The sequence below is a fragment of the Haloarchaeobius amylolyticus genome (genome assembly GCF_042678045.1).
GTDB lineage: Archaea > Halobacteriota > Halobacteria > Halobacteriales > Natrialbaceae > Natrinema > Natrinema amylolyticus_A.
Map to the genome: position 1 here is coordinate 108,025 of NZ_JBHUDI010000001.1, position 12,090 is coordinate 120,114.

The 12,090-nt window shown below is 64.1% G+C and carries 10 protein-coding genes; 8 read left to right on the forward strand and 2 right to left on the reverse strand.

The annotated features are described in order from the left end of the window. The first annotated feature begins 23 nt into the window (after positions 1-23). Positions 24-1,781, forward strand: a complete 1,758-nt coding sequence (locus ACFR99_RS00520) for a 2-oxoacid:acceptor oxidoreductase subunit alpha (RefSeq protein WP_390283242.1) — start codon at positions 24-26, stop codon at positions 1,779-1,781. Continuing rightward, on the forward strand, positions 1,778-2,641 hold the full coding sequence (locus ACFR99_RS00525; protein ID WP_390283243.1) for a 2-oxoacid:ferredoxin oxidoreductase subunit beta: 864 nt from the start codon (positions 1,778-1,780) through the stop codon (positions 2,639-2,641). The genes ACFR99_RS00520 and ACFR99_RS00525 overlap by 4 nt, the downstream gene beginning before the upstream one ends. A 296-nt stretch (positions 2,642-2,937) precedes the next feature. On the opposite strand, the gene ACFR99_RS00530 is transcribed toward ACFR99_RS00525, so the two are convergent. Then, positions 2,938-3,648: a helix-turn-helix domain-containing protein gene (locus ACFR99_RS00530; protein ID WP_390283245.1), complete on the reverse strand. Its 711-nt coding sequence runs from the start codon at positions 3,646-3,648 to the stop codon at positions 2,938-2,940. Positions 3,649-3,834: 186 nt separating this feature from the next. On the opposite strand from ACFR99_RS00530, the gene ACFR99_RS00535 reads away from it, so the two are divergent. The 4 genes from ACFR99_RS00535 (at position 3,835) to ACFR99_RS00550 (ending at position 8,478) form a co-directional block, all read left to right on the forward strand. After that, positions 3,835-5,403, forward strand: a complete 1,569-nt coding sequence (locus ACFR99_RS00535) for an ABC1 kinase family protein (RefSeq protein ID WP_390284144.1) — start codon at positions 3,835-3,837, stop codon at positions 5,401-5,403. Positions 5,404-5,474: 71 nt separating this feature from the next. After that, positions 5,475-6,119, forward strand: a complete 645-nt coding sequence (locus ACFR99_RS00540; protein ID WP_390283247.1) for a metal-dependent hydrolase — start codon at positions 5,475-5,477, stop codon at positions 6,117-6,119. Positions 6,120-6,345: 226 nt separating this feature from the next. After that, positions 6,346-7,689, forward strand: a complete 1,344-nt coding sequence (locus ACFR99_RS00545) for a hemolysin family protein (RefSeq protein ID WP_390283249.1) — start codon at positions 6,346-6,348, stop codon at positions 7,687-7,689. A gap of 126 nt (positions 7,690-7,815) precedes the next feature. Further along, entirely contained in the window at positions 7,816-8,478 is a 663-nt protein-coding gene (locus tag ACFR99_RS00550) for a hypothetical protein (RefSeq protein WP_390283251.1), read from the forward strand. Between the two features lie 65 nt (positions 8,479-8,543). Here the strand turns inward: ACFR99_RS00550 and ACFR99_RS00555 are convergent, their stop codons facing one another. Then, on the reverse strand, positions 8,544-10,058 hold the full coding sequence (locus tag ACFR99_RS00555) for a glutamate-cysteine ligase family protein (protein ID WP_390283253.1): 1,515 nt from the start codon (positions 10,056-10,058) through the stop codon (positions 8,544-8,546). Positions 10,059-10,267: 209 nt separating this feature from the next. Between ACFR99_RS00555 and ACFR99_RS00560 the strand changes: the two genes are divergently transcribed. Further along, positions 10,268-11,740, forward strand: a complete 1,473-nt coding sequence (locus tag ACFR99_RS00560) for a replication factor C large subunit (protein ID WP_390283255.1) — start codon at positions 10,268-10,270, stop codon at positions 11,738-11,740. A gap of 140 nt (positions 11,741-11,880) precedes the next feature. Then, complete coding sequence (locus ACFR99_RS00565; protein WP_390283257.1) at positions 11,881-12,078, forward strand: hypothetical protein; 198 nt, start codon at positions 11,881-11,883, stop codon at positions 12,076-12,078. The last annotated feature ends 12 nt before the right edge of the window (positions 12,079-12,090 follow it).

The window sequence follows — 12,090 nt, forward strand, 5'->3', positions numbered from 1 at the left end:
TGGGGGGCAAGGCTCAGGACAACATGGCTGAGGATCTCAACTGGGCGGTCGGTGGCGAAGCCGGAGACGGTATCGATTCCACCGGGAAAATCTTCGCTCAGGCACTTGCCCGAGCAGGACGGCACGTATTCACGTCGAAAGACTTCGCATCGCGAATTCGGGGCGGCTACACCGCCTACAAGATTCGCACGTCGGTCGACCAGGTGCAGAGCGTCGTCGACCGTCTCGACATCCTCGTCGCGCTGACACAGCGCACCATCGACGAGAACCTCGATGAACTCCACGAGGGCAGCGCCATCATCTACGACGGCGAGCGCTCTTGGGAAGCCGAGATTCCTGACGAGATGACGGCGGTCGACGTCCCGCTGAAGTCGCTTGCCGAGGAGGCCGGCGGCGCGATCATGCGCAACATCGTCGCGCTCGGTGCTGCGTGTGAGATCACCGGCTTCGACGTCGAGTACTTGGACGAAGCCCTCGAGAAGCGCTTCGGCGGCAAGGGCTCGAAGATCGTCGAGAACAACAAGGAAGCCGCTCGGGTAGGCCAGGAGTACGTCCAGGAGAACTACGACCTCGATCACCTCGGCTACAACCTCGAGACGACCGACAACGACTACGTTCTCCTCAACGGCAACGAGGCGGTCGGCATGGGCGCACTCGCCGCTGGCTGCCGGTTCTATGCCGGCTATCCGATCACGCCCGCGACCTCCATCATGGAGTACCTGACGGGCCGGATCGAAGAGTACGGCGGCCACGTCGTGCAGGCCGAAGACGAACTCTCGGCGATCAACATGGCCCTCGGCGGCGCACGTGCCGGTGCCCGATCGATGACTGCGACGTCCGGCGCTGGGATCGACCTAATGACCGAGACGTTCGGACTGGTCGCGACCAGCGAGACGCCACTGGTCATCGCCGACGTTCAGCGGTCGGGCCCCTCGACGGGGATGCCGACGAAACAGGAACAGGGCGACCTCAACATGGCCCTATACGGTGGCCACGGCGAAGTCCCGCGCTTCGTCGTCGCCCCGACGTCGATCGACGAGTGTTTCTGGAAGACCGTCGAGGCGTTCAACCTCGCTGAGAAGTACCAGACGCCCGTGTTCCTGGTTTCCGACCTGGCGATGTCCGTCACCGAACAGACGTTCCCACCGGAGACCTTCGACATGGACGAAGTCGAGATCGACCGCGGCAAACTCGTCGACGAGGACGAGGTCGACGAGTGGCTCGACGCACAGGGCCACTTCCGTGCTCACGCCGTCACCGACGACGGCATCAGCCCGCGTGCCATCCCCGGCATGACTGACGGTGCCCACATGAGCACGGGTCTCGAGCACGACGAACTCGGTCGCCGGACCGAAGACGAAGACGAGCGCGTCCAGCAGGTCGACAAACGTAACCGCAAGGTCGAGACGGCCCGCGAACGGGAGGACTGGGACTACCGCGAGTTCGGCGACGAAGACGCCGACAATCTCGTCATCTCCTGGGGGTCCAACGAGGGCGCACTCGCCGAAGCACTCGAGTATCTCGAGGAAGACGACATCGACGTTCGCGTCATCTCGGTGCCCTACATCTTCCCGCGACCGGATCTCTCCGACGAGATCGAAGCCGCCGACGAGACGATCGTCGTCGAGTGTAACGCGAACGGACAGTTCGCCGACCTGATCGAACACGACGTACTTACCCGCGTGAAGCGCATCAACAAGTACACCGGCGTCCGCTTCAAGGCGGACGAACTCGCAGACGAGATTACCGCGAAACTCTCCGAAGAGGTGCCAGCACAATGAGCTCCGACGTACGATTCACCGACTTCAAATCCGACAAGCAGCCGACCTGGTGTCCCGGATGCGGCGACTTCGGGACGATGAACGGCATGATGAAAGCCCTCGCGAACACCGGCAACGACCCCGACAACACCTTCGTGGTGGCCGGGATCGGCTGTTCCGGCAAGATCGGGACCTACATGCACAGCTACGCCCTCCACGGGGTCCACGGCCGTGCGCTCCCGGTTGGCACCGGCGTCAAGATGGCCCGTCCCGACATCGAAGTGATGGTCGCCGGTGGCGACGGTGACGGCTACTCGATCGGTGCCGGTCACTTCGTCCACGCCGTCCGCCGAAACGTCGACATGACCTACTGTGTCATGGACAACCGCATCTACGGGCTGACCAAGGGCCAGGCCTCCCCGACCTCGCGATCCGACTTCGAGACCTCGACGACTCCCGAAGGCACCAAACAGTCGCCGGTCAACCCGCTCGCGCTGGCGCTTGCTTCCGGCGCGTCCTTCATCGCCCAGTCGTTCAGCTCGGACGCGATGCGCCACGCCGAAATCGTCCAGAAAGCGATCGAACACGACGGCTTCGGCTTCGTCAACGTCTTCAGCCCATGTGTCACGTTCAACGACGTCGACACCTACGACTACTTCCGCGACAACCTGGTCGACCTCGAGGAGGAAGGCCACGACCCGACCGACTACGAGGCCGCCAAGGAAGTCATCCTCGACAGCGACAAGGAGTATCAGGGTGTCCTGTACCAGGACGAAAACTCCGTGCCGTACCACGAGAAACACGGCGTCACCGAGGACATGTCCGAGATTCCCGACGGTGCGCCCGACGACGCGATGGACCTCGTTCGCGAGTTCTACTGAGACGACCGATCGAGTCCGTCAGCACTGACTCGTTTACTCGCTTTTTGGACGGTATTCGAACCCACAGCAGCCCATGGCTCGTCCTGCGTTCGATCACACTCGAGTCGCTACTACCTGTCACCACACACTCGGTCGCACGACGGCCCTGCAGTCGGAGTGACAGCGGTTCTATCGGGCATCAACCATCGAAACATAGAGGACGCGAGTACCGTCTCAGAACTGCCGATCAGTATCGATCCGAACTCGTGCAAAACGATGTCCTGCGAGCAGCTCGCTTGGACCGTCAGGGGACCGTCTCACTCGAGGGTGACGAGATACTCGAGCATCTCGTCGAGCGGCGTGTTCGTGACGGCGAGCGAGTAGCCGTCGATCCGCGCGAGATCGGCCGCGTGATCCCAGAGGTCGTCTTCCTCGATGCCATGCAGGATGACTGCGTTGGGCGTGGGATTGACGACCCGCAGCGCCACGAGCGGCGATTCCCCGCGGGTCACGCCAGTAAAGACGAGGACGCGGTTCGTGCTCTGGCCGTAGAGACGAAAGAACTCCTCGCTCGAGAGGCGCGTGATCGCCTCGATACTGTCGATGACGGTGTGGCCGCTGACGCGATCGGTGCCGCTGGCGGCCACTTCGGTCGCCTCGAGGTCGTCGTACAGTTGTGCGAGGGGAATCGACGTCGCGTACTCGCGGAGGTCGTAGACTACGTCGCTCTCGAAGCCCGCCGAGAGGACCCGACCGTACTGTCGGATGCGCTCGCCGCCACGGCGTTCGTCGATCGCGAGCAGTCCAGAGACGAGTCGTCCAACGACGCCGATGCCGGGGCTCTCCCGGCGGCCGCTCTCGTAATCGGAGATGACCGACGAGGAGACCTCGAGTTCGGCCGCGAGGTCGGTCTGTGAGACGTCGAAGTCGGTGCGCCACTTCCGCAGCGTCGCGCCGGGGTCGTCGCTCAGTGTGATCTCGCCGGCGATCTTCTCCGCGAGTTCTCGTTTCGGACCGCGTCCGCTCATTACCTGTCGGTTATCCGGTCCACTCAAGTAGCTACCGGAGACGGTCGGATACCGGTCGACGCCCGATGACGCGTTCGGCAACCGTCGTGGCGGTCTCTCCAGCCGGATCACTGACGTATTTGTGGCCAGTGTCCGAAGGGACCGTATGGACGGTCACCCGATCGAGTGTCTCAGTACCCACGACCGATGAGGGGGTACTATCTCCGCTACGTGCAGGTCCTCTTGCGGTTCTTTCCCCTCGCGATCGCGTTTCTCAGGGATCGTCGGCGGTTCCTGCTGTTCGGCCCATCTCGGCAGGTCTCGACCGACGTCCACCGTGACCGCGCCCAGCGACTCACGGAGACGATGCTCGAGTTGGGGCCCGCCTTCATCAAGGTCGGCCAGGTGCTGTCGACGCGGCCGGACATCGTTCCGCCGACGTACGTCGAGGAATTCGCGACGCTCCAGGACGAGGTGCCGGAAGACGCGGGTGGCGATCCGCTGACCGTCGTCGACGCCGAACTCGGCGACGAGATTGACCGTGAGACGCTCGAACCGGTCGCCGGCGGCTCGCTGGCGTTCGTCTACACCGCCGACTACGAGGGCGAACGGATCGCCCTGAAGGTCCGGCGGCCGGGTATCGTCGCGCTGATCGAGCGCGACCTGCGGGTCATCAGAGGGTTCGTCCCGCTACTCTTGCTGGTCGCCGACGAGCGCCAGCGCTACTCGATCGAGAACCTCGCCGGCGACTTCGAGGACATCATCCTCGAGGAACTCGACTTCGCTCGCGAGGCGTCGATCATGGCGGAGATCGACGACAACTTCGCCGACGACGATCGGATCGTCGTCCCCGACACCTATCCCGACCTGTGTTCGGAGCGTCTCGTCGCGATGGAGTACGTCGAGGGCCGGAAGATCACCGACGAGCGCGCGCTGGCCGATGCCGGCACCGGCCCCACCGAGATGGCGACGCTGATCGCCCGCACCTACCTGAAGATGGGGCTCGTCGACGGCGTCTTTCACGCAGACCCCCATCCCGGCAACCTCTCGGTGACCGACGACGGCCGGGTCGTCATCTACGATTACGGCATGAGCCAACGGCTCACGGACAAAGAGCAAGCCGACATCACGGCACTCTACCGGACGCTCGTCCGTCGTGACGTCGACGGCCTTCTGAACACCCTCATCGCACTCGAGGTGCTCGATCCGTCGGTCGATCGGGTCCAGGTCCGACGGGTGCTCGAGCTGGTCATCGAGAGTCTCGAGGGGCGCTCGGAGATCACCTGGCGACAGATCATCACCGAACTGTTCGCACGACTCCACGAGTTCCCGTTTCGCATCCCGCCGAACGTGATGTTGCTCATGCGCGTCGGCACGGTCGGCGAGGGCGTCTGTCGCACCCTCGATCCCGAGTTCGACTTCATCGGCGTGACGCGCTCGTTTCTCGTCGACCACGGATTCATCGAGAGCGAACTCGAGACGCTGGTCTCGGACGTGCGCGGCGATCTACGCGAGTCACTACCCGTCCTCGCGCGGGCTCCGGCCCGCTTTGACACCGTCTTCGGCCAGCTCGAGCGCGGCGACCTCGTCGTCCGGACCGATCCCCTCGAGCCGGCAAGCGGCGGTGATCCGGCGGTCGGCTACGCCATCCTCGCTGGGGCGCTGTTCGTCGCCGCGGCAGTGTTGACCCTCTACGAGGGACCGCTGGCACTCGCGGCTGGGCTGTTCGGGATTCTGTTTCTCGGACAGTACGTCCGCAAGCGACGCCAGCGCTGAATCGTAGCTGACAGCTCTTTGTCACGTGCCGCCCCCAACAGTCAAGCCTTCGCGGTTCGAGTCGCCCGAACGTGCCATCGACCGTCGTTCACGTCGCCTTCGCCGGCCTGCTCGGGACTGCGTTGCTCGCCGACACGTTCGATATCCGTACGATTCTGGTCGTGATGGGGTCGAGTGCGCTCCTCGATCTCGATACGTTGCTCGGGATCGTCGTTCCCGGAACGCACCGGGCGGCGTTGCACAACGTCTGGATCGTCCTCGTCCCCGCTACCCTCTTGCTGTGGGACGGTGCGATCCGCGAGGAGTCGTTCGTCCGCACCCGGTGGGGCGACGACGCTCCGCGCATCGCGTGGGTCACGCTGGCGGCGCTGCTGTTTGCACATATCCTGCTCGACGCCTTTTTCAACGGCGTCAACCTCTTCTGGCCGCTTCACGACCGCTTTTATGATCTCTCCGGCACACTGCTCGTGACCGACCAGCGGGGGCTCGTCCAGACGTTCGTCGAACTCGACGCCGGTGACGTCGCCGCGTCGACGACCCGCGGGACGACCGAGAACACGCACTATCGGACAGGGTTCGATCCGACACGTGACGAGCCTGCGACCGGCGTCGAGCGGATCTTCCCAATCGCGGCAACCGGCGAACGGTTCGTCCTCACCGTCGCCGGCTTCGCGGCAGTTCTTGTACGGGTCCTCGAGGAACGACGAGCGGAGTAAGACGGCGCGGCGACCGCCAGCGCCACTGTTTTGTAAGTTGTGTGCCAAGTGTGCATATGATTGCGTGTGTTGGCGAACGGGCGGTCGTGTCAGCCGCGCCGTCGAACGATGTCTCTCGCGCTGTCGGATCGGACCACGGGGGAAATCGATCCGATCGCCGATCACGGCTCGCCGCCGCCGAACCAACGATCGCACTGGGGCGTGGACGACCGACGGTGATCGGACGATGGTAGACCTCGCGTTCTCGTTCGGGCGGCTCCTCTTTGCCCTCTTTCTGGTCTTCCTGAACGGCTTTTTCGTTGCCGCGGAGTTCGCGTACGTCCGCATCCGATCGACACAGATCGAAACGCTCGTCGAGGAGGGGCGGTCGTCGGCCAAGCTCGTCCAGGAAGCCGAGGAGAACTTAGACGACTACCTCGCGACCACCCAGCTCGGGATCACGATCGCCTCGCTGGGGCTTGGCTGGGTCGGCGAACCGGCCATCGCCTCGCTGCTCGAGCCCGTGCTCGGCTCGCTCCTTCCCGCGGGCTCGATCCATCTCGTTTCGATCGCGATCGGGTTCAGCATCATCACGTTCCTGCACGTCGTCTTTGGAGAGCTCGCGCCGAAGACGCTGGCCATCGCGGACGCCGAGCGGATCGCGCTGCTGGTCGCCGCGCCGATGAAGTTCTTCTACTACATTTTCATTCCGGGGATCATCGTCTTCAACGGGACGGCGAACTTCTTTACACAGCTCATCGGCGTCGCGCCGGCCTCCGAGCGCGACGAAAGCCACAGTCAGGAGGAGATCATCCGCATCGTCTCGCAGTCGGGCCAGCAGGGAGCCGTCGATATGGACGAAGTCGAGATGATCGAGTCCGTCTTCGAACTGGGCGAGACGCCCGCCCGCGAGGTGATGGTTCCCCGGCCCGACGTCGTCACCGTCGACGCCGACATGCCTCTCTCGGAGCTACGCGCCGTCGCCGCAAGCGGGAGCTACACTCGGTTTCCCGTCGTCGACGAGGACGCCGAGGATCCGGTGATCGGCTTCGTCCACGCGAAAGACGTACTCCACGCGATCGAAACGGCGGCCGACGCCGAGATCGAGCCGACCGCTCGAGACCTCGCTCGAGACGTCATCTTCGTCCCGGAAACCCGCCGGATCGACGAGGTCCTGACGGAGTTTCGCCGGCGAAACGTACAACTGGCCGTCGTCATCGACGAGTGGGGTGCCTTCGAGGGAATCCTGACGGGCGAAGACGTCGTCGAAGTCGTCATCGGCGAGATCCAAGACGAGTTCGACGTCGCCGAACTCGAGCCCTCGATCGACGAGCTTGGGGACGGCCGCTACGCCGTCGACGGGGGCGTCTCGCTGGACGACGTCAACGAGGAGTTCGAGACGACCTTCGAGAGCGAGGCGTTCGACACCATCGGCGGACTGGTGTTGAGCCGCCTCGGCCGCGCACCCGAGGTCGGCGACGCGATCGAGGCTAACGGCTACGAGCTGACCGTCGACGCCGTCGAAGGAACCCGTATCGCGAGCGTGATTGTCAACGAGGCGACAGCCGAGGCCGAGGAGTCATCGGACTGAGCCGGCCCGTGATCGCCGGCTCGAGTCGACTGGTTGACACTCTGGACAGTCACGTCCGATCCGATGACTGTAATCGAAAGTGACATATTCCAGACACTTTATGGTGCAAGGCGGACTGGACCGGATATGGATCGCCGGACGTTCATCGGCGCGACAGGTATCGGCGTCGGAGTAACGGGCTGTCTCGACACGAATCGCATCGGCTCGAGCGGCGGGAACGGAACGGACGCCGGCACCGAATCGGGCGATTCGGACGACGAAGCGACCGATACCGGCGAGGGCCGTACAGAGACCACCGAGTCGGACGACACTGCTGGGAGTTCCGACGGGTCAGGCGAGGCCGACGCGAAACCCGACGAGTCGGACGACCCCGGTGATGGGAGCACCGATTCGAAACGGGACGTGGCGTTCGACTCCTGTACTCGAGCGACGGTAACCGGGTCGTTCGAGGACGGCGACGTCGCCTTGGCAAGTACGGGATTCTACGATGATGGGCTCTACGGCAATACCCTCCTCGAGGACGGTGTCGTCTTCGGAACGGACGTCGACGCCCCGTTTTCGGGAACGGTCGTCTTCGAGATCGCCGATGGCTCGACCGTCCGGGAGCGCGACGACGAGATCGTCGTCGAAATATCGGAATACGGCAGCGATGGAACGGTCATCTCGTCGCTGACGACTCAGCGAGCTGACTACGAGCGGGTCACTCCGACACACGAAAACCCACACGCCAGCGACTGTCTCAGCGAGCTCGAATCCGACAGCGCCGACGCGACGCTCGAGGGTGGGTAATTCGGGACAACCGTGCCGGTCATCGTGGCTCGAGTAAGTACGGACAGACCGGATTACCGCTGCGCTCAGGTCCACTCGCCGATCGGGTCACCGGCCCCCGACCGACGGATGTACTCGGTTTGCATCTCGCCGACGGCGTCGGCGAACCGCATGCCTGCATCGAGGTGGTCTCTGACGCGGTCCAGTTTCCACCGGCTCGGGGTCAGCCGGTCGGTCCAGCGCGTCTCGAGCGGGGCGAGATATTCCTCGATCGCGTCGTCGGGAACGCCCTGTTCGCGGAGGCCGCGACGAGCGAACTCGAAGAGTTCCTCGTAGATCACCGTTCGATCGGTCGTCCGATCGCCGTCGGCGGTGATCCAGACGAACTCGGCCTCGAGCCCGTTTTCGACCGCACTGTAGAAGCTCCGTTCGGCCGCGTCACGATCGAGGCTCGCGAGCGGGTGATCGGCTACACACAGGCCTCGAACGAGACCGGCGACGAGCCACTGCAAGCCGATATTTTCGGCGATCGTCGGCTGCGTGGGCAGGGGCCGGTATTCGATGCGGATCGACCAGTGGTCGCCCTGGCCGACCGGCTGGCCGCCGACGACGGCGCGGAGCCACCGCCAGTAGGTCCCCCGCTTGTGGTTGAGCTCCCAGAACCGGTCAGCGAACGTCTCGCGGTCGCCGCCCTCGAGCCACTCGCGGAGAAACGGTGCACACGTCGGGTCGGCGACGAGTTCGTCGATCGTGTCGACTGCGTTCCCGATCTCATCGGGGAAGCGGACCTTCTCCCACGCCTGATTGATCGACTGTTCGAACACCGGGATTCGGAGTTCGTGATGCGTTTCCTCGAGCAGTCGATATGGGTCCTCGATATCGTATAGATCCGGCGGGAGAAGCGGCGAGTTCGTCGCTACTGCAAGCACCGGCCCGAGCGTCCGAACGGCAGTGTCGTGATACCGGGGAAATGCCCCGGCGTCGGGCACCTGGACGTGGGGCTGAATCGAACTCGTAAGCGACTCGAAGAGGATCGATGGGAACTGACACTCGGCTCCCGGCACGGTCAGCGAGATCGACCCCCCGGTTCGTTCCAAGACGTCGTTGTCGATCGCGGCGTAGCGAGGTGACGGGGTCATGTTCTCGGCGATCGTGATCCCCTCGCTCTCGTGGACGTCCGCAAGGTACGCGTGCGTTCCGTCCTGGGGCGGGATCGTCCACATGGCGTCGAGAACGATCTCCGTGTCGGCTCGGTCGGCCGCTTGCTGAGCGCGCCGATAGTGGCGCTGAAGCTGTGCGGCCTGGGCAACGGCACCCTCATCGTCGAAGGGGCTCGGACTGGTGTTGAATTCGACGTTGTGCCGTCCGAGTTCCTTCTCGCAGGGCCCCTCGAGGACGGGCTCGGGCACGCGAGTCAGCCGCCGATCGTCGTCGACGGCGTACGCCTCGAGTTCGATTCCGAGGGCGAAACTGGGATTGTCGAGCCGGCCTGCACGAAGGGCGTCGGTGAGACGGGCGGCTTGCTCGTCGACGCGCCGGTCGAATTCGCTCCGCGTCGTGTCCCGAAGTGAGCGCTTGACGAGGTCGATGTGATCCGCCATCACCTGCACAAAGCTACCCCAGTCGCTTAGAGGTATGGTGCGACCGCACCACGTGCGGTGCCTGCCGCCATGACTTGGTGCTCTCGGACACTGGCGCGCGAAACGACTAGCCAGCGGCGGGGTGGTCATACCTCGCCTCGACTCGAGAACGGTCAGCGAGGAGTGACGCTCCGCAATCCCTAAACGCCGAACGCACCAACTACGGTGCAATGACCGACTGGACGGAGACGTACCGCCCGACGACGCTGTCGGAGGTACGCGGCAACAACAAGGCCCGTGACAAGCTCAAGGAGTGGGCCGAAACCTGGGACGAGCACCGACAGGCGGTGATCGTCCACGGCAGTCCGGGCGTCGGGAAGACCTCCGCCGCCCACGCGCTGGCCAACGATATGGGCTGGCCCGTGATGGAACTCAACGCCAGCGACAGCCGGGGGGCGGACGTCATCGAGAAGATCGCTGGTGAGGCCGCAAAGAGCGGGACGCTGACTGGGGGCGAGGCGGGCCGCCGACTGGTCATCTTGGACGAGGCGGACAACTTCCACGGGAACGCCGACTACGGCGGCTCGCGGGAGGTAACCCGCGTCGTCAAGAACGCCAATCAGCCGATCGTGCTCGTGGCAAACGAGTTCTACGACATGAGCCAGTCGCTGCGCAATGCCTGCGAGACGATCGAGTTCCGCGACGTCTCGAAGCGCTCGATCGTCCCCGTCCTGCGGGACATCTGTCGGCGCGAGGGCGTCGAGTTCGAGGAGGAAGCCTTAGAGAAGATCGCCGAGTCGACCAGCGGCGACCTGCGCTCGGCGGTCAACGACCTGCAGGCGGTCGCCGAGGAGACCGAGCGGCTGACCGTCGAGGACGTGGTGACGAGCGAGCGAGATACCACGGAGGGAATCTTCGACTTCCTCGACGATCTCATCAAGGAGAAAGACGCCGAGGGCGCGCTGCGAGCCTCCTACGACGTCGACGAGACCCCCGACGACCTGTTGAACTGGATCGAGGACAACGTCCCGAAGGACTACGAGGGCGCTGAACTGGCCGATGCCTACGAGTTCCTCTCGAACGCCGACCGCTGGCTCGGCCGGGTGCGGGCCACCCAGGACTACTCGTACTGGCGGTACGCGACGGACAACATGACCGCCGGAGTCGCCGCTTCTCGACGGGGCAACAAGGGCGGCTGGACGCGCTACGGTCCGCCGAGTTACTGGTCGAAACTCGGCCGTACCAAAGGAACCCGGAACACCCGCGATGCGATCGCCGAGCGCATCGCCGAACGCGAAGGCGCGAGCGTCGCCACCGCCCGCCGGGAGATCCTTCCGTTCCTCTCGGCGATGACCCACCACTGCAAGAACCGCGATCTCACGGTTCGTATGGCCGCAGCCTACGAACTCGACGAGTCGGAGGTCTCGTTCGTCACCGGCAGCGGGAAGGATACCAACAAGGTCCAGTCGATCGTCGAGGATGCCGACGAACTGAAAACCGAGCAGGCGGTCGAACACTCGGGCAACGCCTTCTTCGAGGCCGAGCGCTCGAGCGGAGACACTGACGAGCCAACCGACGGTGATGACGACAGTGACGAACGCGGACAGCAGACGCTCACGGGCTCGGCAGACGACACAGCAGCTGCCGACCCGGCAAGCGACGAGCCGGACGCAGATCAATCCGGACTAAGCGATTTCATGTGAGCTGGCGGTTTCATCGAACCTTTTGGCAGTCGGTCAGCGGCCGGTGCTCGAGTTGCGTTCGTAGCAGAAATGTAGGACTTCTTATTAATCGACACTCTTACGTCGATGAACGGTGAGAGTGGCTGTTGGTGACCACCCGAATGACAGAATCACGTCGCTGCCCGCTTTGTACGGAAACGTACACCGACCGAACCGACCTTCGGGTCCACCTTGAGGTCGAACATCGGAAGTCCGAAGTGGTGTCGCACCTCGTCGACAGCTACGTCGAGGACGAACCACTTTCATCGGAGAGCGAGCAGTCGACAGTGGACGAAGAGCGGCCAACGCCGCCGGCCTGAGTTGAGGTATCC

Bases quoted from the DNA above. Each gene is read 5' to 3' on its own strand.
- ACFR99_RS00565 (WP_390283257.1), top strand. From the start codon at position 11,881: ATGACAGAATCACGTCGCTGCCCGCTTTGTACGGAAACGTACACCGAC.
- ACFR99_RS00535 (WP_390284144.1), top strand. From the start codon at position 3,835: ATGAGGGGGTACTATCTCCGCTACGTGCAGGTCCTCTTGCGGTTCTTT.
- ACFR99_RS00560 (WP_390283255.1), top strand. From the start codon at position 10,268: ATGACCGACTGGACGGAGACGTACCGCCCGACGACGCTGTCGGAGGTA.
- ACFR99_RS00520 (WP_390283242.1), top strand. From the start codon at position 24: ATGGCTGAGGATCTCAACTGGGCGGTCGGTGGCGAAGCCGGAGACGGT.
- ACFR99_RS00550 (WP_390283251.1), top strand. From the start codon at position 7,816: ATGGATCGCCGGACGTTCATCGGCGCGACAGGTATCGGCGTCGGAGTA.
- ACFR99_RS00525 (WP_390283243.1), top strand. From the start codon at position 1,778: ATGAGCTCCGACGTACGATTCACCGACTTCAAATCCGACAAGCAGCCG.
- ACFR99_RS00530 (WP_390283245.1), bottom strand. From the start codon at position 3,648: ATGAGCGGACGCGGTCCGAAACGAGAACTCGCGGAGAAGATCGCCGGC.
- ACFR99_RS00545 (WP_390283249.1), top strand. From the start codon at position 6,346: ATGGTAGACCTCGCGTTCTCGTTCGGGCGGCTCCTCTTTGCCCTCTTT.
- ACFR99_RS00555 (WP_390283253.1), bottom strand. From the start codon at position 10,058: ATGGCGGATCACATCGACCTCGTCAAGCGCTCACTTCGGGACACGACG.